Origin of the sequence: Flavobacterium sp. AJR (assembly GCF_002156885.1) — a bacterium.
GTDB lineage: Bacteria > Bacteroidota > Bacteroidia > Flavobacteriales > Flavobacteriaceae > Flavobacterium.
Genome location: NZ_NCWQ01000049.1, coordinates 22,336 through 48,196, shown reverse-complemented (window position 1 = coordinate 48,196; position 25,861 = coordinate 22,336). Strand labels below are relative to the sequence as shown.

The window sequence follows — 25,861 nt, the reverse complement described above, 5'->3', positions numbered from 1 at the left end:
AAAATAATAATTCAATAAAATATGGATTTAACTTGGTCAGAATTTGAAAGAGTAGAAATGAGAGTGGGAACAATTACACAAGTAGATGATTTTCCCGAAGCTCGTAAACCAGCGTATCAGCTTACAATAGATTTTGGAACAGAAATCGGAATCCGAAAATCATCGGCACAAATTACCAAACGATATTCAAAAGAAGATTTATTAAACAGACAAATCGTTGGTGTGGTTAATTTTCCGAGAAAACAAATAGGGAAATTTATGAGCGAATGCCTAGTAATTGGTGCGGTAGGTGAGGACGGTGACGTTATTTTATTAGCGCCAGATTTTAAAATTGAAAACGGGTTAAGAATTGGATAATTAGTTTTCAGTCGCAGTTTCAGTTTGCATTTTAGGTTTGTAATCTCAGTTTGAGTTATTGTAATCCGAAACTGCGACTGAAAACTGAATACTTAACTCAAGTTAATCTTCGCAATCAATTGCTTTAATATTTCTTGTCCTTCTTCCCAATATTCCAGGTCTGATGCTGAATTGATATGTCCTTTTAAGCCAACATCGATAAAATCACTTCCCCACATTTCGGCAAAATAGGCGGTTCTTTCTATAGTGGCATATTCGTCATTTTGGCTTCCTACGACAATAGACGGGAATTGTAATTTTGTAGTTGGTATTGGAGAGAAATTACGAATAGAATCGGGTGTATGTATAGGAGAATCTACATCGGCAGGAGCAACAAGTAAAGCGCCTATAATGTGTGGGTTATTATTAGTCTTTGCCCAATGCATAACAAGAGAAACAGCAAGGCTATGAGCAACTAAAATAGTTGGACTATCTATTTTAGAAATTATTTCATTTAATCTTTCGAGCCAATCTTTTAATACAGGTTCATCCCAATTATCCTGAACGAGTTTAGTAGCATTTTTAAATTTTTTAAGCCAATAAATTTGCCAATGTTTTTCGCCAGAATCACCAAGACCTGGTAATATTAATAGATTTGCTTCCATTGTAGATGTTTTTGAAATTTAAAAGATATAAAAAAAGTCCAAAAATTGACTAGATTTTGGACTTTCTACTTCTTATCAGTGATTTGATTAAATATCATCAAAATCAATATCTGTAAAACTCGACCTGTGAGATACAACTTCTTCTTTTTCAGAACTGTATTCTTTTTTAAAATCTTTCTGATGTCTTTCTGAGATTACTTCTTCTCCTTTATGGTTTAAAACATAAGAAGTCATTTCTCCTAGAATTTCAGCGAAAGCGTTAAAATCTTCTTTATACAAGTAAATTTTATGTTTCTTAAAATGGAAAGAACCGTCTTCTTCTGTAAATTTTTTGCTTTCGGTAATCGTGATATAGTAATCGTCTGCTTTTGTAGCTCTTACATCAAAGAAATAGGTCCTTCTTCCTGCTCGTAGTACTTTAGAAAAAATCTCTTCTTTTTCTAACATGTCATTTTCTCTCATAATCCGTTCTATCAATTTTTTTATTTAATAGCAATCAAAAATCTTAAAAAAATATCTATTATACAACAATTAAAGTAATTCTTTTTCGGAAAGTTGTTTTAAATATAGTGCCGAATAATACCCTTCTTGATTTATCAATTGATTATGAGAACCTTGTTGAATGATTTTTCCTTCCTCTAGTATGATAATTCTATCTGCGTTTTTGGCAGACGACACACGGTGACTCACAATTATGGTAGTTTTGTCTTTACAAATCTCAAATAAGTTGTTTAAAATCGTTTCTTCGGTTTCAGTATCTACAGCAGATAAACAGTCGTCAAAAAGTAAGATAGCTGGGTTCTTGATGATAGCTCTAGCGATAGAAACACGTTGTTTTTGTCCGCCCGAAAGAGTAATTCCTCTTTCTCCTAATATTGTGTCGTACTGTTTGTTAAAACCAATAATATTATCATGAACAACAGCATTTTTTGCAGCCTCAATAACTTCCTCGTCGGTTGCGTTTTGGTTACCGAACTTAATGTTGTTTTTAATACTATCTGAAAACAAGAATGCATCCTGAGGTACAATCCCAATGTTGTTGCGTAAATCGTTGAGATTTAATTTACTTATTTCATTACCGTCTATCGTGATTTGTCCTTGAGGAACATCATATAAGCGTGAAATTAAAGATAATATCGTTGATTTTCCTGAGCCTGTTTTACCTAAAATAGCCAAGGTTTCACCTTTTTTTACTGTAAACGATACATCTTTAAGAGCTGTTATATTAGTGTCTTCGTAAGTATAGGTCACATTCTCAAAAGCAATTGTACCATCGATAGGCGAATGGTTTGGATTGTTGTTCTTGATCTCTGGTTCGATTTTCAGGAACTCATTTAATCTTTTTTGTGATGCTTCGGCTTCTTGTACCATTGATGAAACCCAACCAAGAGAAGCTACAGGCCAGGTAAGCATGTTTACATATAAAATAAACTCAGCTATTGTTCCAAGGCTTTTGATGCTTCCGTTAATGTACATTACCCCACCAAAATAAATTACGACAAGATTACTGATTCCTATTAAAGCAATCATTAATGGGCCAAATAAGGATTGTACTTTGGCAAGGTTTAAACTTTTGCTTTTGCTTTCATTTGCTAAATCAACCATATTGTTTTGGTGTTGATTTTCTAGTGAATAGGCTTTAATAACTCGAATCCCTGAGAAAATTTCTTGAGTAAAGCTCGAAACTTTCGATAAATATTGTTGAAAAACAGTACTTCGTTTATTGATTTCGGTGCTTAATTTAAAAATACAATACGATAATATTGGTAATGGTAAAATGGTGTATAAGGTTAAAAGAGGCGAAACATTATACATATATATAATTACGATTGCAAAACGAATAAAGGTGTTAATCGTGTACATTACCGCTGGACCTACATACATACGTACTTTAGAAACATCCTCGCTGATACGATTCATTAAATCTCCGGTTCGGTTTTGTTTGTAGAAATTCTGGGATAGTTTTTCGTATTGCTGAAATACCTCATTTTTCAGGTCAAATTCGATATGACGAGACATAACAATTAAGGTTTGTCTCATTAAAAAAGTAAGGAAACCGGCAACAATAGTTGTAGCGATAATTAGTAAAACGTTGTGTATGAGTTCTTCTCTGTAAAAAGACAATACGGCTTCAGATGCTTTCTCGGCTTTTGGGAGTTTATCAAACTTCTCAATAGCACTTAATGATTTACTTATAAGTTTAGGCGTAAATAATGAAAATATTTGTGCGATTATTGTGATAAAAATTCCTAAGGAAAAACTGTATTTATATTTAATAAAATATTTGTTTAAATAACGTAATTCTTTCATTTTTTTAAGATATTCTATGTTGAAATAAAATTATTTTGCTAATAAGTGTCGATTTAAAGCAATTTACAGGATTTTCGTTAGAAAATATTTAATTGTTGGATTGTTATTTTTTAATTAAAAAAATGCTGTATGTATATTTTTTGTATAAATTTGAAATGTCTTTTTGACAAATTCGTAATTTTAACTAATAAAAATTATTGCTATGAATGCAGCTTTTGCAACTGGAAAGGAACTTCAAAAAATGGATCCCGTTTTTGGTCAACTATCGTTTGATGATCACGAACAAATTGTATTTTGCAACGACAAAGATACAGGTTTAAAAGCAATTATTGGTATTCATAATTCAGTTATGGGACCTGCTTTGGGAGGAACAAGGATGTTTAATTATGCTAACGAATGGGAAGCATTAAATGATGTTTTGCGTCTTTCTAGAGGGATGACTTACAAAGCAGCTATTACGGGATTAAACATTGGTGGAGGTAAAGCCGTTATTATCGGGGATGCTAAAACTCAGAAAACACCAGAATTGATGCGTAAGTTTGGAGAATTTGTACATTCTTTAAGCGGAAGATATATTACTGCCGAAGATGTTGGTATGGAAACCAGAGATATGGACATTGTAAGAGATGTTACTCCTTATGTTACTGGAATTTCTGAAGAAAGAGGTGGTTCAGGAAACCCTTCTCCTGTTACAGCTTACGGTGTGTTTTTAGGAATGAAAGCTGCAGTAAAACAACAATTTGGTTCGGATAGTGTAGCTGGTAAAAAAGTATTGGTACAAGGAATTGGACACGTAGGAGAAACTTTGGTTGATTATTTAACTAAAGAAGGAGCTATAGTTACTATTACAGATATCAACGAAGAAAAATTGTATGAAGTAGCGGCTAAATACGGTGCGACTATTTTTGCAGGAGATGATATATATAGTGCAGATGTTGATGTTTATGCACCATGTGCAATGGGAGCAACATTAAACGATGATACTGTAAAGAAAATAAAAGCTAAAGTTATTGCTGGTGCGGCTAATAACCAATTGGCAAACGAGAATGTTCACGGTTTAATATTACAAGAAAGAGGAATACTTTATGCTCCGGATTTCTTGATTAATGCTGGTGGAATTATTAATGTTTACGCTGAGTTAGAGCATTATGACAAAGCTGAGATCATGCGTAAGACAGAAAATATTTACAATACAACGCTTGAGATTTTTGATTATGCTATTAAAAATGGTATAACTACACACCAAGCTGCGTTAACAATTGCTCAAAATCGTATCGATTTAAGAAAAATTGAGAATAGCAAAAAATAAAAGCTAGTTTGGTTTATAGTCTCAGTTTTCAGTCTCAGTGCCTAAGTGTAAACTGAGACTGAAAACTGAGACTTTTTTTTTGTACTGAAAACTGCGACTCTTTTTTATTGGTACAAACTGCGACTGCGGCTGAAAACTATTCTTAAATAAAGTAAATATAAATTTTATTATAAGGCATGAAATTCTTATTTTTGCAAACTAATTTTTAAATGTTCTTACAAGGTGGTAAATAGAAGACACATACGCGTTAAAGTAATGCAGTCCATTTATGCGATGCATCAAAACGGTTCTGATAATCTTGAAAAAGAAGAAAAGTTTCTTTTTTATAGTATTGACAATATTCAGGATTTATATCTTGTGATGCTTTCTTCGTTAATCGAAATTTGTAAAAAAGAAACTATATTTTTACACTTATCAAGCAAAAAACATCTTGCAACTCCTCAAGAGCGTAATCCAAATGAAAAATTCGTTAAAAATGCAATTTTTCAAATCCTAGCCGAAAATAATTCTTTTAGTATAGCGATGGAGAATCGTAAAATTGATAATTGGTCATTAAATGACGATTATATTTTATTACTTCTTAACGATATAAAAGCGAGTAAGCAGTATGCTAAATACATGAGTAATACAGTAAATACGTTTGAAGAAGACAAACAGTTTATTGTTGATTTATTTACAGAAGTAATCGTTCCTAATGAAAAATTATATGAGTATCTAGAAGATGATAAGCTTACTTGGGTAGATGATATTCCTGTTGTAAATACACATATTATCAAACAATTAAAAGCGATTACGGCTGGAGAAGATGATAATTTTAGAGTTCCGAAATTGTATAAAGACAATGAGGATAGAGATTTTGTAAAAGACTTGTTTAGAAAAACAGTTTTAAACGAAACCGAATTTGCTAAAGAATATGTAGATAAAACACCAAACTGGGATAGTGATCGTATTGCCGAAATTGATACAATTATCTTGAAAATGGCAATTTGTGAATTTTTGAAATTCCCTTCAATTCCAGTGAAAGTAACTCTTAACGAATATTTAGAAATTGCAAAAGAGTATTCTACACCAAAAAGTAGTATTTTTATCAACGGGATTTTAGATAATCTTGTAAAAGAACTAGAGGCTAGCAAAAAGTTAATTAAAGCTGGTCGTGGTTTAATGTAATAATCAATTAAATAAAAACAGAATTTAAATTATGGAACAATTAACTCAATTTGCACCGTTTCTATTAATGTTTGTGGTAATCTATTTCTTTATGATTAGACCGCAACAAAAACGTGCAAAAAATGAAAAAGAATTCGAAAGTAGCCTAAAAGTAGGTGATAAGATAATAACAAAAAGTGGTCTTCATGGTAAAGTTTCAGAACTTGCAGAAACAACTGTAGTTATCGAAACAATGTCAGGAAAATTAAAGATGGAGCGTTCAGCAATTTCTATGGAAATGAGTGCAGCTTTAGCTAAGAAATAGTCAGCTTTAAATAAATAGTAAAGTCCCAATCCGAATTTTCGGATTGGGACTTTTTTTTGCTCAAAAATAATCCTCTTCTTTTTGTAATTCCCATTCTGGGAGATATTCTCTTTTAATTTTTTTAGATAGTGTTTTTGTCTATTAATAGATCTCTTAGGTTGTTTTATTAATGCATAGTTGTGATGCTGTATCTGTGAGCATTTTGGGTTTTTATTAGCTATAATATTTAATAGGTAGGATTTTCTCCTTTTTAGTTAGTTGGATTTCGCTCTTTTAAAATGCATTTTTAGAGGCGTGATTGTGTATTTTGTGTCTTTTGTTTTTGTAGGAATTATGGTTAAGTGTTTTTCTGTGTGTGTTTATATTGATGATTTTGTTATTTTTAATTAAAAACACTTTCGTCTACGTTTTTTATGGGTGTAGAGTATTTATAGCGTTTATTTTTTATAATAACCCCTATTTATTTTTGGGTGTATTTTTGTTTTTTGTGTTAAATGCGGTATTTTTTGTTTTTATTGATTATTGTATTTTTTAAAAACGTACCTGTAAAATGTAAAATAACAATAATTAAGTAGTGTAATTTTTGTAATCCGTAATTCTTTCAAAAACGCATCAAAAAAATAATTTTTATATGATTATCTAATCTAAAAGTTAATAAATTCGCCTCAGAAACATGTTTTAAGTTACTGCAGTTCTTTGATATCATATAGAATATAAATGGCATTTATAAAATAACCAAACCAATTATTAACTATAACCAAATTATTAACTAAAACCATCTTAAACATGAAAAAAGTAATACATATTTTAGCTTTGATGTTAACGAGTTCTTTTGCTTTTGCCCAAGAAGATAAAGAAACTACTGCTCCAGCAACTACATTTGGAGGGTCAGCAGATGTTTATTACAAATATGATTTTTCTAAACAACAAAACGGTTTAACTAGTTTTACAAATTCTCAGGACTCATTCGAACTAGGAATGGCGTCATTTGAAGCTTCGCATAAATTTGGAAAAGCTTCTGCTTTTGTCGATTTAGGATTTGGAACAAGAGCGGCCGAGTTCTCTTATAATGAGTATAATAATAATGAACCGTCTTTTTTAATTAAACAGTTATTCCTTAAATATGATTTATCGGATAGTTTTTCAATAACAGCAGGTAGTTTTGGTACTCATATAGGATATGAGTTATTAGATGCCGTAGATAATAAAAATTACAGTATGTCTTACGCGTTTTCATACGGGCCGTTCTTTAATACAGGAGTAAAAGCACAATATACAAACGGAGAATTCAGTGCTATGTTTGGTATCACCAACCCAACAGATTTTAAATCGGCAATGGAGGCAGGTTCTAGCCAGAAAACCTATGTTGGGCAATTGGCATATATAGCTGATACTGGGAGTGCTTATTTGAATTTTACTTCAGGAAGTACAAATCCAACTCCGGGAACTACAGTTGTGCCAACTGGGGAAAATAAAACGCAAATTGATTTTGTGGGAACAAAGGCAATTAACGATGCATTTTCTTTAGGATTTAATGCTACTTATGCTAAAACTACAAACGATTTTGATAGTGATCTTGATGGAGAGTGGTTTTCATTAGTAGGATATGCATATTATAAGTTCAAGGATAATCTTGGGCTAGCTTACAGAATAGAATATTTTGACGCTAAAGATGCTGCCGTAAGTTTAGGAACGCTTGCGGGTTCTAGTGTTTTTGCAAATACGTTATCACTTAATTATAAAGTTGGAAATATGACGATAATTCCAGAGGTAAGATTAGATAGCGCTTCCGAAGATATTTTTCTTGACAGTAATTCTGCCCCAACTGGCAAGATGGTCTTCGCATTGGTAGCTGCTACTTATTCTTTTTAAGATATTAAGATTGATATTTTTTTTTTTTTTTTAAGCTGTCAAAACATAACTATGTTTTGGCAGTTTTTTTATTTAGAATTGTTTCTATAAAAAGAAACACGTTTTAGAAAGGCTAAAACGTGTTTTTATATATTGTATAATCTTTTTTATTGTTTCTTGTAGATAGAATAAATAGTATTTATTGTTTTTCTATCTAATACGCTATCAACTTCGGTTTGAATATAATGGAGTTTAAAAGCGGTAATTGCCGATGTAAGATTCTTTGTATTGTAACCTATGATGCGTAAAGCAGGTTCTATTTTAAAATCAAACGGAGCTTCTTCCAGAATTTCATCTTGCCAAATCCCAAAACCTAGACCAGCTAGTGTTTTCCAAGGAAATAATTTACTAGGGTCTTGTTTTCTTCCCGGAGCAATATCTCCATGTCCCAAAATGTTTTGCGCAGGAACATTATACTCTTTTTTCAATCTCGTTAATAGAGCAATTAAGCTACTTATTTGTGTTTCAGAGAAAGGCTCAGTTCCGTTATTATCTAATTCGATACCTAACGAAGAAGAATTAAGATCGGTATTTTTTCCCCAAGTCGAGTTACCAGCATGCCAAGCACGTAAATAATCGTTTAGCATTTGTACCACTTTACCATCTCTGGAGATAATATAGTGAGCACTTACTTGCGTTTTTACTTTAGTAAAAGTATTTACAGTTTGTTGCAAAGAATCCTGTGCTGTATGGTGAATAATGATGAAGTTTGGTTTGCGTAAATTAAAATTTACGGTACCAATCCATTCCGTATTAATACCATTTTGTAATGGAGTCGATCCAGTTATCGAAAGAGAGTCTCTGTAAATATGTAATTGCTTAGCGTACGAAGTGTCTATACTTACAGCTACTGTTGGTGCTGGTATAGGCTGAGCCTCTTTGCTAGTAATTTTGTCTTCAAGAGTCTTAAGTTGCTGGTCGTATACTTTTTCGCTACTCTTATAAGGATTCGTTGAGCAAGAAGTAATTGCAATTGCTGTAATCAGACAGTAAAAATACTTTTTCATATCTTGAAATTGTTTTTATGTTTAGAGAAAACAATTATTTTTTCTTTTTCTTAGCTTTTTTGGAACCAGTTTGATTTTTGCGTTGCTCCATAAAAACAGTGTACTTCTCTTTTTGATCTTTGTTTAAAAAATCAGATACTCGTTTATTGGTAACTTCAGAAAGAGCTTGAATTTGTTTTATTTTATCATCTTGGCTGCTACTTTCGTTTTTCAAAAGTATACCTTGTTCTTTTATACTTTCAATCAAAACATTCGATACTGCAATTTCTTGTAACGCATCAAGGTTAAGTTCAGGCTTTAGTTCTTCCATTATTGTGGCAACAATTTCCTCAACAGGAGTCTCTTTGGGTTTGCTGGTATTACCCATCTGTCCCATACCTTGGCTCATACTACCGTTCATTCTGCCGCCGCCGTAGCCACCACCACCGTAGCCACCGCCACCATAGCCATTACCATACCCGTTTCCGTATTGAGCAGAAACAGAATTTGCAAAAAATAACATAAAGGCAAATACTATTGCTGTTTGAATTGTTTTCATGTCTTATGTTTTAAAATCAAATATTCAAAAAAAATGTATTGTAAATTTAAACAGGTTCACCGTATAAATCAAATTCTGTAGCTTCTATTATTTTAATATTAACAAATTCTCCAGTTTTTAGATAGTTTTTAGACGCATCAATTAATACTTCATTGTCAACATCAGGACTATCGAACTCTGTTCTTCCAACAAAATGACCACCTTCTTTTCTGTCAATAATACATTTAAAAGTTTGTCCTACTTTCTCTTGGTTTAAATCCCATGAAATTTGAGATTGCAATTCCATGATTTCATTAGCACGAGCTTGTTTAACATCATCCGGAACATCGTCTTCAAGTAAATAAGCGTGTGTATTTTCTTCATGAGAATAAGCAAAACAACCCATTCTGTCAAATTTCATTTCCTGAACAAAATCTTTAAGAATATTAAAATCCTCTTGAGTTTCTCCTGGGTAACCTACAATAAGTGTAGTTCTAATAGCCATTCCAGGAACAGCATTGCGGAAATCTTTTAATAATTTTGTTGTTTTTTCTTGAGTTGTACCACGACGCATTGATTTTAAAACCGAATCCGAAATGTGCTGCAACGGAATATCAATATAATTACAAATCTTTGGCTCGCGTTTCATGATTTCAAGAACGTCCATCGGGAAACCAGTAGGGAAGGCGTAATGCAAACGAATCCATTCAATACCTTCTACTTTTACTAAAGCTTCAAGTAATTCGCCTAGATTTCTTTTTTTGTATATGTCAAGGCCGTAATAAGTTAAATCCTGAGCAATCAAGATTAATTCTTTTACACCATTTTTAGCTAAGCCTTCAGCTTCTTTTACTAATTTTTCAATAGTTTGCGATACGTGTTTTCCACGCATAAGCGGAATAGCACAAAAACTACAAGGTCTGTCGCAACCTTCAGCAATTTTTAAATAAGCGTAATTTTTAGGAGTTGTAGTTAAACGTTCACCTAATAATTCATGTTTATAATCAGCTCCTAGTGCTTTTAATAATTGAGGTAACTCAGTTGTACCAAAATATTGGTCAACATTTGGGATTTCTTTTTCTAAGTCAGGTCTGTAACGTTCAGACAGACATCCTGTCACGAAAACTTTATCTACTAATCCTTTTTCTTTCTTATCTGCGTACTCTAAAATCATGTTTACTGATTCTGCTTTAGCATTATCAATAAAACCACAAGTGTTTATTACAATAATATTGCCTTCTTCGGCAGCAGGAGCTTCATGTGTTACTTCCTTTCCGCTGGCGCGAAGTTGACCCATAAGTACTTCACTATCATATACATTTTTCGAACACCCAAGAGTGATTACGTTGATTTTATTCTTTTTTAAAGACTTGGTTCTCATACTTTTATAAATTGGAGTGCAAAATTACATTTTTTATTCCTAGAAACACCATGATTCCTTCTTTTTTCTGAAGTTGTTGTTATGAGTTCTAGGAGCTGGAACCTGCTGTCCGCTATATCTTTTTCTGTCTAAAGAAGCCAGAAAAAGGATGCTGCTTCCATCAGGGCTAAAAAAAATCCGTCTGATTCTTATCGAGACGGATTTTTATATGTTTTGTTTATGCTAATTATAATTCAAATAACATAGTCAATGAAACGTTATTGAATTTTGTGTTAATATTAGCGCCATCAGTAAATCCTTGACTAAAGAATGCTTGATGAGAATTTCTCTTAGCATAAGAATAGGCTAGATCTACCTTAGTAGAGCCAAAGTTATATCCTAAACCTCCTGAATATCCATTTAAATCGCCAATTGTAGAGCTGTTTTTGTATGGGCTTTGTTCAAATCTGTAACCAGCTCTTAAGCTAAGTAGTTTGATTTTATATTCCGCACCAACTCGTACTTCGCTACTATTAGTCAATTGGTCGCTCATAGTATTATTTACTCCTCTAAAAAAACTGTCGTTTGTTGGTTTAAACTTAGTGTTGCCATAATCTTTAATCGCATAATCAACACTTAATAATCCAGTTTTTCCAAATACGTATGCAAAACTTGCGGTCCATTTTCCTGGAGTTTGCAGTTTGTATGATTCATATATGTTCACTATTTGTGGGTCAACTATAGTAGGAGATAATTCTCCAGTGTTATTGCTTTGTACAGTTACTAATGATTGAGTCGTTTCATCGTAGAGTTTGTACCAAGTATTCGATTCGTAAGCAAGACCTAATCGTACTTGGTCAGTTACTTTGGCAATAGCACCTACTTGGAAAGAGAAACCTGTTCCGTACGTATATAGTTGATTGTCAAAAAAGGCTCTGTCTATCTTGTAATTTGCGCTTGTGTTGTTGTTATTGTGTTCGTAAAAACTTGTATTTCTTGTATAATCAGTAAAATGAGAGTTTAAGTTTATTCCTACGTATAGTTTGTCTTTATAGGATGTTGCAGCATTAAAGGATAGCTTGCCATTATAGCCATTGGTATGAATTTCATTTTCTTGATAATAATTTCCTCCAGCAGGGACAAGAGATAGGTATTGGCTATTTGGATTATTAGCGTCCATTGGGTCGATTATGAATCCTTGGTAACCTAACATGGCTTGCTGTGCTGAATATCCGCTTAGGCCAGGGTATTGGTAGCTAGGTAAGCTATTGCCTAGATATCGATATAGGCTACTTATACTTTCTCCTTTATTTGTTCTAACAAATTCTTGAGGCACTGGCGCGCCACCATTACCTGTGTTAGCATAGTCTAAAAAGTATTGGTCTATAGAATTTGTTGGGTTTACTCCAGCAGAAAATATATCGTTGTTGTAGTTGTTAGTGTTTTCGTAATTAACAGCTACGGATATTTTTTTCCAGTTACTTTTTGAATGATAATTATTAAAAACTAAAACTCCTCCAGCTTGATTCAGTATAAATGAATTATTGCTTTCGTTGGTTTTTGCGCCAAAATAATTAGAGTTGTTCTTTGTGTTGTAATTACTTAATGTTACACCAAACTGGTTATTTGCAAATACAGCAGAACCGGCAGGGTTGATATTTAAAGATGATAAATCACCACCAAGCGCTCCAAATGCACCACCCATAGCACGGAAACGAGCAGTTCCGTTTAGGTTGTCTTGTGAATAACGCATTGCGTCAGAAATACCCTGAGAGTGTATTGCGTTAATAGATAGTCCAGTAAGGATTAGGAATATATACTTTTTCATGTTCAGATAAATAGGTTTTAATTCGTTTTAAAGAAGATGTAAATTATCTTCTTCCGCCGCCAGAAGATCTTCCGCCGCCTCCGCCACCGCCAGACATTCTTCCTCCGCCGCCTCCTGATGAGCTAGGGCTGTATGATCTGGATGGAGAGCTAGAAGGGGTATAGGTTCTAGTTGGACTAGATGAACCAGGATTATAGCTTCTGGTTGGAGTGCTACCGCTGTTATCTCTTCGTGTTGGGGTGTAAGTGCTGTTTTGTGAACCCGAAGATTGATCTCTTCTAGTGTAATTAGAATTACCGTTGGTATTTCTTGTTGTATTGTAAGAGTCGTTTCTTCTGTAATCTGTATAATTTGAGTTGGTATTTCCTCTTCTGTTAGTGTTGTAGTTAGAGTTCTGAGAATCACTTCTTCTGTAGTCGGTATAGTTACTGTTTCCTCTTCTGTTGGTGAAGTTTGTAGTTCGGGAATTAGTATAATCACTACTTCCTCTTCTGTTTACAGAGTAGTTAGAGTTTCTAGAATAACTTCTATTGTTGTAATAGCTATTATTACGGCCTACGCTATTATTGTAGTAAGAACCTCTGCGGCCATAGTTATAAGAGTAGTCGTTGTATCGGTAGCCATAATAAGGTCTGTATCCATAATAAGGATAGTACGATGGGTAGCCCCATCCGCCACCATAATATGGGTAACCCCAACCGTAACCGTAACCAAAGCCACCATAATAAGGGTAACCAAAACCAAAAGACAATCCCCAAGTATTAGGGTATATGTTTACAGATACGTCTTGAACATTGCTTCCCCAACCTGCATAACTAATGCTTGAGTTTGCTATGCTGTCATCAGATTCGTTATAAGAACCATAATTGTCAACATTTGTAAAGATTTCTGTAGGTTCGTCATTGTTTTGTAGGGAGCTAAAATAATCTTTGTATTGATTATTGGTGCTGCTAGTAGTAACTCTTTCTGTGTAATTATTAGATGATGTTCTATATATGCCATCGTTGTCATAATAAGAACTATTTTGATAAGAACCACACGAAGTTACTAGAAAACACAATAAGGCTGTAATGGAAAAAAGAGCCGTGTTTTTTTGGAAAAAAATATTAGTTTTCATATCTGTGGATTTTTTTATTGTTGGACAATACAAAAATAGTTAGTTTTGTGGAACTATTTAGTTAAAATAAGTTAAACAAAATTTGTGCCAAACTATTCAATATGAGTAAGAACCTTACTACAAGATCAGAAGATTATTCAAAATGGTATAACGAGCTGGTTGTAAAAGCGGATTTAGCCGAGAATTCAGGAGTTAGAGGATGTATGGTTATTAAGCCGTACGGATATGCTATTTGGGAAAAAATGCAGGCTGAGTTAGATCGAAAATTTAAAGAAACAGGACATCAAAATGCCTACTTTCCGTTATTTGTTCCAAAAAGCATGTTTGAAGCTGAGGAGAAAAATGCAGAAGGATTTGCAAAAGAATGTGCTATTGTTACTCATTATAGATTAAAGAATGATCCCGATAAGCCAGGAAAGCTTATGGTTGATCCTAATGCGAAACTAGAAGAAGAGTTAATTGTTCGTCCTACAAGTGAGGCTATTATATGGTCTACCTATAAAGGATGGGTACAGTCATATCGTGATTTGCCTTTATTAATTAATCAATGGGCAAATGTGGTTCGTTGGGAAATGAGAACTCGATTGTTTTTAAGAACAGCCGAATTCTTGTGGCAGGAAGGTCATACAGCTCACGCTACGAAAAGTGAAGCTGTTGAAGAGTCAGAGAAAATGATGAATGTATATGCTGATTTTGCTGAAAATTTTATGGCGATTCCAGTTGTAAAAGGAATAAAAACAGAAACGGAACGATTTGCAGGTGCTGAAGAAACTTATTGTATTGAAGCATTAATGCAAGATGGTAAAGCATTGCAAGCAGGAACTTCTCATTTCTTAGGACAAAACTTTGCAAAAGCATTTGATGTGAAGTTTGCAAATGCCGAAGGGAAGCAGGAATATGTGTGGGGAACTTCTTGGGGAGTTTCTACGAGATTAATGGGAGCTTTAGTAATGACGCACTCAGATGATAAAGGATTGGTCTTGCCTCCAAATTTAGCACCTATACAAGTAGTGATTGTTCCTATTCATAAAACAGATGAGCAGCTAGGTGAAATTACTGTTGTGGTAAATGAATTGGTTTCTCAGTTAAGAAAGTTGAATATAGCTGTGAAGTATGATGATAGAACTACACAAAAGCCAGGATTTAAGTTTAATGAATATGAATTAAAAGGAGTGCCGATTCGAATTGCGGTTGGTCCTAAAGATTTAGAAAATGGAACTTTTGAAATTGCAAGAAGAGATACGTTAACTAAAGAAACGGTTTCGAAAGATGGAATTGTGACTTATGTGAACGATTTATTGAGTCAAATTCAAGTTGATTTGTATAATAAAGCATTAGATTATCGAAATACTCATATTACAGAGGTAAATAATTTTGATGAGTTTAAAGATGTTTTAGAGAATAAAGGTGGCTTTGTATCAGCTCATTGGGATGGTACTGCAGCTACAGAAGAGAAGATTAAAGATTTAACGAAAGCAACAATTAGATGTATTCCTTTGGATGGAGTAGAAGAGGCGGGAGCCTGTGTGTTTACTGGTAATTCTTCTTCAAGAAGAGTGCTTTTTGCTAAGGCGTATTAATTTTTTTAATTTTTTTTGCTTCAGCTATTGTGCATCTAAAAAACAGTTGTATCTTTGCAACCGCAATACAGAAGCAGGCCCGTTCGTCTATCGGTTAGGACGCATGGTTTTCATCCATGTAAGAGCGGTTCGATTCCGCTACGGGCTACTACTTTTTTGCAGGTTAAAAGTTATTTGAATATTGAAAATACAATGGCCCGTTCGTCTATCGGTTAGGACGCATGGTTTTCATCCATGTAAGAGCGGTTCGATTCCGCTACGGGCTACAATTTCAATTTTTAATAATTTATTAAAAACTTAGAAGAATACTGGTCCGTTCGTCTAGGGGTTAGGACTTCAGGATTTCGTCCTGGTAACAGGGGTTCGATTCCCTTACGGACTACTAAATTAGTTGTAAATAAGTTTTGTAAAATAGAAGCTGGTGTCTCGGTTTTTGTTTTATTAGTTAAAGCTAAAGTGATTGTTTTACAATTGTGGGAGGCTTTTCTTTTTTAACTAGTATTTATAATAATTATTACATCTAAAATTAAAAAAAAATGGCAAATCATAAGTCAGCGTTAAAAAGAATCAGAAGTAACGAAAAAAGAAGAGTTCTTAACAGATATCAACATAAAACTACTCGTAATGCTATTAAAGCATTAAGAATAGCTACTGATAAGCAAGATGCTACTTCAAAATTATCAACTGTAATTTCTATGATTGATAAATTAGCGAAAAAGAATATCATTCATGATAACAAAGCGTCTAATTTAAAATCTAAATTAACGAAACATGTAGCTAAATTGTAATCATACAATTTGCTTAAAATATATTAAAAAGCTCTCTTTTAGAGAGCTTTTTTTATGCTCTAAAAAAAACTCCTTAATAATTATTTATTAAGGAGTTTTTTTTGTTTAAATACCCATTTTGTCTTTTATGTATTCAAGCATTTGTAGGGTGATGGGTTTTGATAGGAAGTCAAGTATCATGGGGTATTTTTTTGCTTTTTCCAGGTCATCTGGATCTATAGTAGAGGATAGTATGATTATGTTGATGGTGTTGAAGTCTGAGTAGTTGGCTGTAGAGAAATGGTCTAGAAATTCCCAGCCTCCCATTACGGGCATATTTAAATCCAAGAAGATAAGTCTTGGTTTTTTGCTGTTAAGATCGTTGGGTTTGGTGTTGTACTTAAGGGTGTTGAAGTATAATAAAGCCTCTTCTCCGTTTTGTGCGGTTATTATTTCATTAGAAAATGCAGCTTTGGTGATTACTTTTTTGCATAGCATTAGTGCTATGGGGTCGTCGTCTATGCATAAAATTTGATCAAACATTTTATTTGTTTTTGAATATTAGAGTAAATGAAGTTCCTTTATTGACTTCGCTATCTATGCTAATTGTGCCTCCCATTGTTTCGACTTGAGATTTTACAAGGTACAAGCCAAGTCCTTTACTGTCGGGATAGTTGTGGAATCTTTGGTAAAGTCCGAAAACTTTATCTCTGTTTCTTTCAAGGTCAATTCCAATTCCGTTATCTTTAAATATTAAACTTATGCTGTCATCAATTTGATTGGCCGAAATGGTAATTTTTAATTTACGGTCTTCAGATCTGTATTTGATAGAATTGGTTAATAGGTTTAGTAGTATGCTTTCAATGTATGCTTTGTTTATGTTTAATACGGTTACTTTTTCAAACTTTAGTTTTATTATTGGCTTGTATAATTCAATTTGAAAGTTTAGCTGATTGAAGACATTTTCGAAAACTTCATTTAGTAAGACTTCTTCTTTTTGTATCGATGGATTGTCTTTGATTATGATAACTTTTACTAAATCGTTGATTGTTTCGTTTAGTAAATGAGTCGATTTGTTAAAGCCGTTTAAGATTTCTTTTAATTCTTCATTTTCAATCGGAATATCTTCTATGAGGTTTAGTAGTCCGGTTAGATTTGATAAAGGGGATCTAAGGTTGTGTGAGGTTATATATGAGAATTGTTTTAAGTCTTTGTTGTTCTGAGTTAGTTCTCGAATAAGGTGTTCTTTTTCTTTTTCAAGTTTTTTCTCTTCAGTTATGTCTCTTTGTATTGAGATCCAGTGCGAAACTATATTTTCAGCATTAAAAATAGGTATCATGGAGTAGCGAACCCAGTATTCTTGTTTGCTTTTGGTATAGCTAATGGTTTCTATTAAGCATTCTTCTTTGTTTTTTATTGCTTTTATTAATTTTTGAAGCTCGCTTGAGTCGGAATTAGGGCCTTTAAAGATATTAGGAGATTTGCCTACTACTTCTTCGGATTGGTATCCTGACATTCTGGTAAAAGATGGGTTTACATATACGATTCGTGGGATTTTACCGTCATGAGAATCTGCTTCGGTAATTAGTATAGAATCTCGGGATTGAGTAATTACTGTTTCTAGTAATTTTAGTCGTTGTTCTTCCTCTTTTTGCTTTGTAATATCTTGTATAGCTCCAATCATTCTAATGGCTCTTCCGTTTTCGTCTTTTAAGAGAAAACTTCGGTGAAGGACATATTTGTAAGTAGAATCGGCACATCTAAAACGATATTGGTCTTGCCATTTTTCGGTTTTTTGTTCTATAAATGAATATAGTTTTACTGACATTCTGATACTGTCTTCTGGATGAATTTTGTCAAACCACCATCTGGAATTGTTTCCAACTTCTTCAGGTTTGTACCCAAACACATTTTCGATTCCTTTGTTCCAGGTGATGTTGTCTTCTTGAATTTTCCAGTCCCAAATAGTGTCGCTGGTTGCTTTTGCAACTATATTATATTTCTCATTTGATTCTTTGATTTCATCATTCGATTTCTTTAGTTTTTCGAACACTGTAATGTTTCTGGCGTCGTTTTTTGATAGGATAAACCTGTAAAGCAAACCTGTTAAAATGATGAAAACTAGGTCTTTTATGAAGCTGAAGTAGTAGTATTGCGTGTTTGAAATATTGTTAAGCAGGTATTTATGGCAAATGATTGCCAGAAATAGAGAAATGACAAAGTAAATTAATGTAATTTGATTGGTTTTGTTTTTCATTACTCAAATATAATTAATAATTACCAAATTATTAAACATCAATTACAAGATATTTAAAAGCCTTGATTTAAAACTATTTTTTGGGTGTAATCAGTTAAGAATATGTAAACTATTGTCTAAATAGTTTTTATATTAAAAAAAAGTGTACCTTTGCACCCATTAAAAATCTCAGATGGAATCTATTAGAAATATTGCAATTATTGCCCACGTCGATCACGGTAAAACCACTTTGGTTGATAAAATTATGTATCACTGTCAGTTATTTCGTGACAACGAAAACACAGGTGATTTAATTCTTGATAATAATGATTTAGAGCGTGAGAGAGGTATTACTATTACTTCTAAAAACGTATCAGTTCAATATAAAGGAACAAAAATCAATATTATTGATACTCCTGGTCACGCCGATTTTGGTGGTGAAGTAGAACGTGTACTAAACATGGCCGATGGTGTATGTTTGCTAGTAGATGCTTTTGAAGGACCAATGCCACAAACTCGTTTTGTATTACAAAAGGCAATTGATTTAGGATTGAAGCCTTGTGTGGTTATCAATAAAGTTGATAAAGAAAACTGTACTCCAGAAGAAGTACATGAAAAAGTTTTTGACTTAATGTTTGAATTAGGAGCTACTGAAGAGCAATTGGATTTCCCAACTGTTTATGGTTCTGCTAAAAACAACTGGATGTCTGACGATTGGAAAAACCAAACTGAAAACATTGAGCCTTTATTGGACATGGTAATAAAAAATGTACCTGCTCCTAAAGTTTCTGAAGGAACTCCACAAATGTTGATTACATCTTTAGATTTCTCTGCATTTACAGGTCGTATCGCTATTGGTCGTCTTGAAAGAGGAGTTTTAAAAGAAGGTATGGCAGTTTCTTTGGTAAAAAGAGATGGTAAAGTTATAAAATCAAGAATTAAAGAATTACACACTTTTGAAGGACTTGGTCGTAAAAAAGTAGAAGAAGTTATTGCAGGTGATATCTGTGCAATTATTGGAGTTGAAGGTTTTGAGATTGGTGATACTATCGCTGATATTGAAAATCCAGAAGCTTTACAAACAATTGCTATTGATGAGCCTACAATGAGTATGTTGTTTACAATTAATGACTCTCCTTTCTTTGGTAAAGAGGGTAAATTTGTAACTTCTCGTCATATTAGAGAAAGATTGACAAAAGAATTAGAGAAAAACTTAGCTATGAAGTTAGGTGAAACTGATTCTGCTGATAAATTCATGGTATTTGGTCGTGGAGTACTTCACTTATCTGTTCTTATTGAAACAATGAGAAGAGAAGGTTACGAATTACAAATCGGACAACCACAAGTTATCATCAAAGAAATTGATGGTAAAAAATGTGAGCCAATTGAGGAGTTAACAATTGATTTACCAGAAAATCTTTCAGGTAGAGCAGTTGAGTTCGTAACACTTCGTAAAGGTGAAATGTTAAGTATGGAGACTAAGGGCGAGCGTATGATTATTAAATTCAATATTCCATCTCGTGGAATTATTGGTTTAAGAAATCAATTACTTACAGCTACTGCTGGTGAAGCTATTATGTCTCACCGTTTTATTGGATATGAGCCTTACAAAGGAGAAATTGCTGGACGTAACAAAGGTTCATTGATTTCTATGGAAAAAGGAAAAGCTATTCCTTATTCTATCGATAAATTACAAGATCGTGGTAAGTTTTTTGTTGAACCAAATGCTGAAATTTACGAAGGTCAGGTAATTGGAGAAAACTCTCGTGCTGATGATATGTGTGTGAACGTAACTAAAGAGAAAAAACAATCTAACGTTCGTTCATCTGGAAATGATGAAAAAGCAAGAATCATCCCTCCAATTATTTTCTCATTAGAGGAAGCTTTAGAGTACATTCAAAAAGATGAATATGTAGAGGTAACTCCAAAATCTATTCGTTTGAGAAAAATCTATTTGACTGAAACTGATAGAAAAAGATTTAAAATCTAAAAGATTTAAATTTCAATATAAAAATCCCAAATTCCAATTAAGGAGTTTGGGATTTTTTTTGATTAAAAAGTTTTTGGAATTTAGAATTTAATACTTGATTAAGATATTGGAATTTGGAATTTTTTGATTGGAATTTCCCTTCTTTTTTTTACCTCTTTAAACTAAAGTGTCCCTTAACTTCTTTTCCATCTACAAATTTCAATGTAAACCAATAATCATCTGATGGTAGTTGGCGACCTCCGTAAGTTCCATCCCATCCCATGCTAAGGGTATTCATTTGTTTTAATAATTTACCATAACGATCAAAAATAGAAATAGTATAGTCAGGTAAATGTTCTAGATACTTAACTCTCCAGGTATCATTATATCCATCTCCGTTAGGAGTGAAGAATCTTGGGTAGTCAAGAACGTAAAAAGGAGCAGACATTGTTGTTCCGCAGCCATTTTTATCTCTTGCAAAGGCATTGTAAATCCCCGCAGGAGTACCTTTGAATAAAGGCTCAGCTTGATAGTTTTCTCCGTCTAATGAGAATTCATAATTTCCTATCCCTGTATATTCTATTAAAACTGAATTTTCATTTGCAGAAAAATCTTTGACTTGTGTTCCTGTAATTACTGCTACATCAGAAGCTATGACTTTAAACTTCTTCGTTTTCAAACATCCATTTATATCTGATACTGTTACAGAGTAATTACCTGGGGTGTTTACCGGAATAGATGCAGAGGTAGATATTGGGCCTGATGGACCATTCCATTGATAAGTTTCAAATCCATTTGCTACAGATAAATAGATTGTAGCGTTTTTGCATAAATACTCAGTTTCATCACCAAAATTAATGGGATCAAATACATGTACTATCAATTCTATTGGAGTTACAGCATAACAATCAGGGCCATTAAGGATGCGGGCATATATGGTTTGACCAAAAGGGATTGTGTTTTTAAAATTATTCGGTAAAGGATTTGTTTCAGTGATAGCATTGTTGCTACTCAAATAATAATTGACCAATAATCCGGTAGGCAATCCAATTAAAAGCTGTGGGGTAACCTGTGTGTTTAAATTAAATTCATATATCCCATCAGTATCTTGATCACATACTTCAATAGGAGGTGGAGAGAGTACAATGTTACCAGCAATTTTTAAAGAAAGTTCGGCATATTTACTACAACCATATTTGTTTTCGACTCTTGCATAAAGAATTTGTTGATCTACTCCATTAGCTGGTAGCGCATCAATATGTTGTGTGTTGGTGTAATTTGTAGGATTGAGAATTGGATTTAGTTTGGCCTCTGCATCAGATAATGATTCATAATATACAACAGTTACCTTTGGGTCATTGTTCTTTATTAGTGCATCCGCTTTGCTTAAATTAAAGGTTGTAAACCCATCAGTGTCTATGTCGCATTGAACCAATGTGCTATTAGTAACTACAATTTCTGGAGCATATTCTATTTTTATTTCGGAATCAGCTTCACAGGTTGTTGGATGCATAAGGACATTTACTCTATATGTTCCACCCTCTTTAACGGTGTAGGTAGGGCCAGTTGCGGCAGCATCTTTTATACCATCTTTATACCATTCGTAAGCGTAGTTTGTTCCAGCAGGCGAACCAAGTTTTGTGTCTAGTATTACTTCTTCGCCATAACATACAGGATTGTCTGTGCTTGAATCTCGATCTATACCCAAGTTGATTTTAGAAGTAAAACTACCGGCCTCAAGAAAAATAGCAGAATCATAATATATGTTTCTATCATCGGCAATTACTAATTTTATATGATATGTCTTCCCAGCAATTACATCGCTTTCTGACTTCATTACAACAGTTTGTGCAGCATAATTTACAGGGCTGGAAATAGGATTTGTTGAGTTGTATCCATTAAAGTATTTGTCATTTTCAGGAGGGCATCCTTTTCTTCCCTCGGCAGGATCTATTTTTGGGTGAACTGTAGTAGATGAAACAGGAAAATCGGTGTTTGGTAACACTGCTAAGTTTTTATAGGGGTCTGTACTACCAGCTTCTTTTATAAGAAAGGCAAATCCATCTGAATATTCACATGGGTAGTAAGATTGGTACTCATCTGAAGCAAAAATATAGTTGAAGCTTATGAAGTTTGTTAATGGTGTGAAATCAAATTCTAAAACGGTAGCATTTATGGAGGTAGTTATACCCAATGCCTGATTTAAATCTGTATCTCCCGCCCACAAGGGGCTTGAGTTACCACCATTACTTTTGTTAAAAGGCCCCACAGAGTTTCGGCTAGTTCCGGTACTAAGTAGGACACCATCTTTAAAAGGGAAGTCACTTGTACCAGCAGTAAAGTAAGCATAACTTTTTCTTCCAGTAGTATAATTATCTCCCGATGCTTTAGGATCCGATGTAGTCGCACAAGAACTATTAACTAATACTCTTTCTACTAAGTCTTGTGCGGTCTTTGTATCATCAACAGTTATGTATTGTGCATTGGCTTTTATTCCAAAGCAAAATATAAATAAACTCGCTATTATTAATTTTTTTGATTCCATGATTTGCTAAAAATATAGCAAATATACTACAAATCTCGACTCTTTAGTAGTTTATAAGAGAAGAAAACAAATAGTAACGTCCAGATTAGAACAATTATAACCGAAATATAGTCTACACTATAGTTTTTTGTGTTTTCAACACCTATCTGTTCTCCAATGCTTTTTATAACTGATAATCGGGAAAATGGCTCAATAATTAAATTAGACATAGCTTCTAGAGGAAGTAATCTAATTAAATAATCAGCAATTTTGCTTCCAGGAAAGAGTATAAAAGCAAACACAGTTTTTAAAATACCTTCTAGAATACTCCAAACTAGCAGGAATCCTAAAGCGAATGCTGAACGTTTTACTAATATGCCTAAAAATAAACAGAAAGAAAAGAAGCCTGTTAGTTTTACAAAAAAGGCCAAAAGATATTCCATTCCTGAAAATATGATTCCAATTTCAGTATAAGAAGAAAAGCATAATCCAAGTATTAAGCTCATTATAAATACAAAAACGGTTGAGCAAAAAGCAAATAAAACTACTGTTAGAAATTTTGATAAAATAAATTCTTTCTTGCTTAATCCATCGATAAGATTTTGTTTTAAAGTCCCGTAACTATACTCATTGGCCATCATAGATACGATTACAATTGCTAAGAAAAACTTTAACCAAGCTGCAATGTAAGTGTTGAAATGCCAAATAAAAGGAAAATTAAAAATTCCCATTTCGGCCAAATGAAATTTAAAAACACCTAAATCAAATTTTATTGAGGCAATTAATGCGATAAATGAAAGAAGGATAAAATAGGCTAATGTTAATATACGACTGGCTTTATTTTTCCAGATTTTTTGTAGTTCTATAGAGAGAAGTCTGTTCATGGTTTAATTATTTTTTGCAGAAGCGTTATTGGTTAGTTCTAGGAATTGTTCTTCTAAACTATTTTTACGTTTTACTAAATGACTTAGAGTAATGTTTTGTGAAAATAAAAATTTATTTAAGTCTGTTGCGCTTAAATCATTTTTTAAGTAAACTAAAACTTTTCCTTCTTCCTTAGCAACACGGTCTACTGCAGGGTGAGTTTCGATTACAGAAATTAATTTTTCAGTATCGTCTGATTGAACCTCAAAGAAGCCTTCATTTGCTGACATTCCGCCAACAGGACCAGAATATAAAATTTCGCCTTTTCTTAAAACAACAACATGAGAACATACTTTTTCGACCTCATCTAATAAGTGGGAAGCAAGTAAAATTGTTGTGCCTTGTGAAGCTATTTTTTTGATAATATCACGAATCTGATGAATTCCCTGCGGATCTAAACCGTTAGTAGGTTCATCCAGAATTAATATCTCAGGGTCATTTAATAAAGCCGATGCAATAGCCAGACGTTGTTTCATTCCTAACGAAAAAGTACTGAACTTGCTGTTTTTTCTTTCGTTTAAACCTACCAACTCTAATTTTTCGTTTATCTTAGAATAATCGATACTCTTAATTTTACAAACCAATTTCAGGTTTTCTTCGGCAGTCATGTATGGATAAAAATTAGGTCTTTCGATAATAGCTCCTACTTTTTTTAATGCTTCATGAGTTTGCACTTGTCCACCAAACCAACTGTATTGACCAGAAGTTTTGTTTACAACATTTAAAACAATTCCTAAAGTGGTAGATTTTCCGCTTCCGTTAGGACCTAGAATTCCATAAACGCGGCCTTTTTGAATCTCAAAAGAAATATCTTTAAGGGCCTGAATACGCCCATATCTTTTATGAAGGTTCTGTATTGTGAGTATTGTTTCCAAAATTATTTGAGGTTTTAGTTTTTAGTAAGACGTGTGAGTTTAGTTTTTGTTACTGTTCAATTTTTATTTAATGTAAATTTGTATCAAATATATTCAAAATGAGTGAGCCTTTAATGTTTTTTAAAAAACCATCTTATCCATTAACAAATTCGCTTTTGGATTATTTAGAGCGTTATGAACGAATCTCAAAAGTTTCGGTTTTTTATGATGACTTATTGCGGTTTTCCGGATCTATAACGGTGTATGATAAAAATGATAAAGATACTTTGTGGATTCGGGTTTATTATAATGAGTTTGAAAGAAATGAAATTGATTTAAATCTAAAAAAAATCTACTCTCTTTTGCATTCCGATGGTAATACTGATATTATTCAGTTCTTAAATGTAGATGCGATAGATTACTGTACGTTTGGAAATTCGAAGCCTTTCAGGATTAAAGTACGAAATATTTTAAATGATAATTATGTGCATTTTTATATAAAAAAGGCAGATGCTTCTCGAATCTATGGTCTTGAATTAGAAGAAATATTATCCCCGGATAAAATAAATTTTTTGGTTTATAAAGACACTTTAATCGAGGAACATATAATTGGTATTCCTGGAGATATTTTTATGAGCACATTGCTTAAAAATTGTACGGAAACCGAAAAATCTCAAATCGCCAAAGAGTTTGTGAAGTTTAATGAGCGTTGTATGATTAGGCTTTTGGGAGATATGCGGGCATATAATTATGTAATTGTCCCAATTCATGATTTTGACCAAGTAGTATATAAAATTCGCCCAATCGATTTTGATCAGCAATGTTACGAAGGGAATTTTAAAGTTTATCGTCCTCAGTTTTTCAAGGAGAATTACCCAATGATTTTGTTAGTTAAAGATAAATTGGAAGAGCGTTCAATTGTTCAGTATAAAGATGAAGAGCGGGCTATTTTGGCCAAGCGTATTCACTCGGCAGATAACAGAATCAAAAAATTATTGCATATTATGTGCGAAGATAATATTTCGCCTGAAGCAAATTTGAATCAACTAAAAATGGAATTGTATCGTTATACTAATGATTTGAATTTTAAAAATGCAAAATCAATGGGGCATATTATGTCGGCTGCATTTGGTTTTATCACTAGGAATTTTAAAAACACTAATTTAATCTAGAATC

At 33.1% G+C, this 25,861-nt stretch carries 22 protein-coding genes and 3 tRNA genes; 12 read left to right on the top strand and 13 right to left on the bottom strand.

Going from position 1 to position 25,861, the window contains the following annotated elements; genetic code table 11:
• The first annotated feature begins 21 nt into the window (after positions 1 to 21).
• Positions 22 to 357, top strand: a complete 336-nt coding sequence (locus tag B8T70_RS13995; RefSeq protein ID WP_039115491.1) for a tRNA-binding protein — start codon at positions 22 to 24, stop codon at positions 355 to 357.
• 92 nt (positions 358 to 449) lie between these two features.
• On the opposite strand, the gene B8T70_RS13990 is transcribed toward B8T70_RS13995, so the two are convergent.
• The 3 genes from B8T70_RS13990 to B8T70_RS13980 form a co-directional block, all read right to left on the bottom strand.
• On the bottom strand, positions 450 to 1,001 hold the full coding sequence (locus B8T70_RS13990) for an alpha/beta hydrolase (protein ID WP_039117587.1): 552 nt from the start codon (positions 999 to 1,001) through the stop codon (positions 450 to 452).
• A gap of 87 nt (positions 1,002 to 1,088) precedes the next feature.
• Positions 1,089 to 1,463 carry a PUR family DNA/RNA-binding protein gene (locus B8T70_RS13985; protein ID WP_039115487.1) on the bottom strand — a complete coding sequence of 125 codons (375 nt, stop codon included), beginning with the start codon at positions 1,461 to 1,463 and terminating at the stop codon, positions 1,089 to 1,091.
• A 69-nt stretch (positions 1,464 to 1,532) separates the two neighbouring features.
• On the bottom strand, positions 1,533 to 3,311 hold the full coding sequence (locus B8T70_RS13980) for an ABC transporter ATP-binding protein (protein ID WP_039115486.1): 1,779 nt from the start codon (positions 3,309 to 3,311) through the stop codon (positions 1,533 to 1,535).
• 202 nt (positions 3,312 to 3,513) lie between these two features.
• Between B8T70_RS13980 and B8T70_RS13975 the strand changes: the two genes are divergently transcribed.
• The 4 genes from B8T70_RS13975 to B8T70_RS13960 all read left to right on the top strand — a co-directional run bounded on the left by B8T70_RS13975 (position 3,514) and on the right by B8T70_RS13960 (position 7,963).
• Positions 3,514 to 4,620, top strand: a complete 1,107-nt coding sequence (locus tag B8T70_RS13975) for a Glu/Leu/Phe/Val dehydrogenase (RefSeq protein WP_039115485.1) — start codon at positions 3,514 to 3,516, stop codon at positions 4,618 to 4,620.
• 255 nt (positions 4,621 to 4,875) lie between these two features.
• Positions 4,876 to 5,787, top strand: a complete 912-nt coding sequence (gene nusB / locus B8T70_RS13970; protein WP_086895232.1) for a transcription antitermination factor NusB — start codon at positions 4,876 to 4,878, stop codon at positions 5,785 to 5,787.
• 31 nt (positions 5,788 to 5,818) lie between these two features.
• Positions 5,819 to 6,091: a preprotein translocase subunit YajC gene (yajC, locus tag B8T70_RS13965; protein WP_039115484.1), complete on the top strand. Its 273-nt coding sequence runs from the start codon at positions 5,819 to 5,821 to the stop codon at positions 6,089 to 6,091.
• 786 nt (positions 6,092 to 6,877) lie between these two features.
• Positions 6,878 to 7,963 carry an outer membrane beta-barrel protein gene (locus tag B8T70_RS13960; protein ID WP_086895229.1) on the top strand — a complete coding sequence of 362 codons (1,086 nt, stop codon included), beginning with the start codon at positions 6,878 to 6,880 and terminating at the stop codon, positions 7,961 to 7,963.
• Positions 7,964 to 8,109: 146 nt separating this feature from the next.
• Here the strand turns inward: B8T70_RS13960 and B8T70_RS13955 are convergent, their stop codons facing one another.
• The 5 genes from B8T70_RS13955 to B8T70_RS13935 form a co-directional block, all read right to left on the bottom strand.
• Entirely contained in the window at positions 8,110 to 9,009 is a 900-nt protein-coding gene (locus B8T70_RS13955; protein WP_086895228.1) for an N-acetylmuramoyl-L-alanine amidase, read from the bottom strand.
• 34 nt (positions 9,010 to 9,043) lie between these two features.
• A complete protein-coding gene (locus B8T70_RS13950) occupies positions 9,044 to 9,547 on the bottom strand; it encodes a hypothetical protein (protein WP_039116094.1) in 504 nt (167 codons plus the stop codon).
• 46 nt (positions 9,548 to 9,593) lie between these two features.
• Entirely contained in the window at positions 9,594 to 10,907 is a 1,314-nt protein-coding gene (rimO, locus tag B8T70_RS13945) for a 30S ribosomal protein S12 methylthiotransferase RimO (protein ID WP_039117583.1), read from the bottom strand.
• Positions 10,908 to 11,133: 226 nt separating this feature from the next.
• Positions 11,134 to 12,714, bottom strand: a complete 1,581-nt coding sequence (locus B8T70_RS13940; protein ID WP_086895227.1) for an OmpP1/FadL family transporter — start codon at positions 12,712 to 12,714, stop codon at positions 11,134 to 11,136.
• 43 nt (positions 12,715 to 12,757) lie between these two features.
• Positions 12,758 to 13,831, bottom strand: coding sequence for a hypothetical protein (locus tag B8T70_RS13935; protein WP_086895226.1), 1,074 nt, complete (start codon positions 13,829 to 13,831; stop codon positions 12,758 to 12,760).
• Positions 13,832 to 13,932: 101 nt separating this feature from the next.
• On the opposite strand from B8T70_RS13935, the gene proS reads away from it, so the two are divergent.
• The 5 genes from proS (at position 13,933) to rpsT (ending at position 16,199) form a co-directional block, all read left to right on the top strand.
• On the top strand, positions 13,933 to 15,411 hold the full coding sequence (proS, locus tag B8T70_RS13930; protein ID WP_086895225.1) for a proline--tRNA ligase: 1,479 nt from the start codon (positions 13,933 to 13,935) through the stop codon (positions 15,409 to 15,411).
• Between the two features lie 76 nt (positions 15,412 to 15,487).
• Positions 15,488 to 15,559, top strand: a tRNA-Glu gene (locus tag B8T70_RS13925).
• A 46-nt stretch (positions 15,560 to 15,605) separates the two neighbouring features.
• A tRNA-Glu gene (locus tag B8T70_RS13920) sits at positions 15,606 to 15,677 on the top strand.
• Positions 15,678 to 15,721: 44 nt separating this feature from the next.
• Positions 15,722 to 15,793 (top strand) — tRNA-Glu (locus tag B8T70_RS13915).
• Positions 15,794 to 15,947: 154 nt separating this feature from the next.
• Positions 15,948 to 16,199: a 30S ribosomal protein S20 gene (gene rpsT / locus B8T70_RS13910; RefSeq protein ID WP_035622425.1), complete on the top strand. Its 252-nt coding sequence runs from the start codon at positions 15,948 to 15,950 to the stop codon at positions 16,197 to 16,199.
• 105 nt (positions 16,200 to 16,304) lie between these two features.
• Here rpsT and B8T70_RS13905 read toward each other — a convergent pair whose 3' ends face one another.
• On the bottom strand, positions 16,305 to 16,721 hold the full coding sequence (locus B8T70_RS13905) for a response regulator (protein ID WP_039116081.1): 417 nt from the start codon (positions 16,719 to 16,721) through the stop codon (positions 16,305 to 16,307).
• 1 nt (position 16,722) lies between these two features.
• On the bottom strand, positions 16,723 to 18,435 hold the full coding sequence (locus B8T70_RS13900) for a PAS domain-containing protein (RefSeq protein ID WP_086895224.1): 1,713 nt from the start codon (positions 18,433 to 18,435) through the stop codon (positions 16,723 to 16,725).
• 172 nt (positions 18,436 to 18,607) lie between these two features.
• Between B8T70_RS13900 and typA the strand changes: the two genes are divergently transcribed.
• A complete protein-coding gene (typA, locus tag B8T70_RS13895; protein WP_039116078.1) occupies positions 18,608 to 20,404 on the top strand; it encodes a translational GTPase TypA in 1,797 nt (598 codons plus the stop codon).
• A gap of 148 nt (positions 20,405 to 20,552) precedes the next feature.
• Here the strand turns inward: typA and B8T70_RS13890 are convergent, their stop codons facing one another.
• The 3 genes from B8T70_RS13890 to B8T70_RS13880 are packed head-to-tail and all read right to left on the bottom strand — an operon-like array spanning position 20,553 to position 24,706.
• Positions 20,553 to 22,928 carry a T9SS type B sorting domain-containing protein gene (locus tag B8T70_RS13890; protein ID WP_086895223.1) on the bottom strand — a complete coding sequence of 792 codons (2,376 nt, stop codon included), beginning with the start codon at positions 22,926 to 22,928 and terminating at the stop codon, positions 20,553 to 20,555.
• A gap of 26 nt (positions 22,929 to 22,954) precedes the next feature.
• On the bottom strand, positions 22,955 to 23,791 hold the full coding sequence (locus B8T70_RS13885; RefSeq protein WP_039116074.1) for an ABC transporter permease: 837 nt from the start codon (positions 23,789 to 23,791) through the stop codon (positions 22,955 to 22,957).
• A 3-nt stretch (positions 23,792 to 23,794) separates the two neighbouring features.
• Complete coding sequence (locus tag B8T70_RS13880; RefSeq protein ID WP_086895222.1) at positions 23,795 to 24,706, bottom strand: ABC transporter ATP-binding protein; 912 nt, start codon at positions 24,704 to 24,706, stop codon at positions 23,795 to 23,797.
• A gap of 98 nt (positions 24,707 to 24,804) precedes the next feature.
• On the opposite strand from B8T70_RS13880, the gene B8T70_RS13875 reads away from it, so the two are divergent.
• On the top strand, positions 24,805 to 25,857 hold the full coding sequence (locus tag B8T70_RS13875) for a hypothetical protein (protein WP_039116070.1): 1,053 nt from the start codon (positions 24,805 to 24,807) through the stop codon (positions 25,855 to 25,857).
• The last annotated feature ends 4 nt before the right edge of the window (positions 25,858 to 25,861 follow it).

What these genes read in the sequence shown, in the direction of transcription:
- B8T70_RS13950 (WP_039116094.1), bottom strand. Translation starts at nt 9,547, where the DNA reads ATGAAAACAATTCAAACAGCAATAGTATTTGCCTTTATGTTATTTTTT.
- B8T70_RS13935 (WP_086895226.1), bottom strand. Translation starts at nt 13,831, where the DNA reads ATGAAAACTAATATTTTTTTCCAAAAAAACACGGCTCTTTTTTCCATT.
- B8T70_RS13960 (WP_086895229.1), top strand. Translation starts at nt 6,878, where the DNA reads ATGAAAAAAGTAATACATATTTTAGCTTTGATGTTAACGAGTTCTTTT.
- B8T70_RS13985 (WP_039115487.1), bottom strand. Translation starts at nt 1,463, where the DNA reads ATGAGAGAAAATGACATGTTAGAAAAAGAAGAGATTTTTTCTAAAGTA.
- rpsT (WP_035622425.1), top strand. Translation starts at nt 15,948, where the DNA reads ATGGCAAATCATAAGTCAGCGTTAAAAAGAATCAGAAGTAACGAAAAA.
- B8T70_RS13875 (WP_039116070.1), top strand. Translation starts at nt 24,805, where the DNA reads ATGAGTGAGCCTTTAATGTTTTTTAAAAAACCATCTTATCCATTAACA.
- proS (WP_086895225.1), top strand. Translation starts at nt 13,933, where the DNA reads ATGAGTAAGAACCTTACTACAAGATCAGAAGATTATTCAAAATGGTAT.
- B8T70_RS13890 (WP_086895223.1), bottom strand. Translation starts at nt 22,928, where the DNA reads ATGGAATCAAAAAAATTAATAATAGCGAGTTTATTTATATTTTGCTTT.
- B8T70_RS13955 (WP_086895228.1), bottom strand. Translation starts at nt 9,009, where the DNA reads ATGAAAAAGTATTTTTACTGTCTGATTACAGCAATTGCAATTACTTCT.
- B8T70_RS13900 (WP_086895224.1), bottom strand. Translation starts at nt 18,435, where the DNA reads ATGAAAAACAAAACCAATCAAATTACATTAATTTACTTTGTCATTTCT.
- B8T70_RS13885 (WP_039116074.1), bottom strand. Translation starts at nt 23,791, where the DNA reads ATGAACAGACTTCTCTCTATAGAACTACAAAAAATCTGGAAAAATAAA.
- typA (WP_039116078.1), top strand. Translation starts at nt 18,608, where the DNA reads ATGGAATCTATTAGAAATATTGCAATTATTGCCCACGTCGATCACGGT.
- B8T70_RS13940 (WP_086895227.1), bottom strand. Translation starts at nt 12,714, where the DNA reads ATGAAAAAGTATATATTCCTAATCCTTACTGGACTATCTATTAACGCA.
- B8T70_RS13990 (WP_039117587.1), bottom strand. Translation starts at nt 1,001, where the DNA reads ATGGAAGCAAATCTATTAATATTACCAGGTCTTGGTGATTCTGGCGAA.
- B8T70_RS13995 (WP_039115491.1), top strand. Translation starts at nt 22, where the DNA reads ATGGATTTAACTTGGTCAGAATTTGAAAGAGTAGAAATGAGAGTGGGA.
- B8T70_RS13905 (WP_039116081.1), bottom strand. Translation starts at nt 16,721, where the DNA reads ATGTTTGATCAAATTTTATGCATAGACGACGACCCCATAGCACTAATG.
- B8T70_RS13975 (WP_039115485.1), top strand. Translation starts at nt 3,514, where the DNA reads ATGAATGCAGCTTTTGCAACTGGAAAGGAACTTCAAAAAATGGATCCC.
- B8T70_RS13980 (WP_039115486.1), bottom strand. Translation starts at nt 3,311, where the DNA reads ATGAAAGAATTACGTTATTTAAACAAATATTTTATTAAATATAAATAC.
- nusB (WP_086895232.1), top strand. Translation starts at nt 4,876, where the DNA reads ATGCAGTCCATTTATGCGATGCATCAAAACGGTTCTGATAATCTTGAA.
- rimO (WP_039117583.1), bottom strand. Translation starts at nt 10,907, where the DNA reads ATGAGAACCAAGTCTTTAAAAAAGAATAAAATCAACGTAATCACTCTT.
- yajC (WP_039115484.1), top strand. Translation starts at nt 5,819, where the DNA reads ATGGAACAATTAACTCAATTTGCACCGTTTCTATTAATGTTTGTGGTA.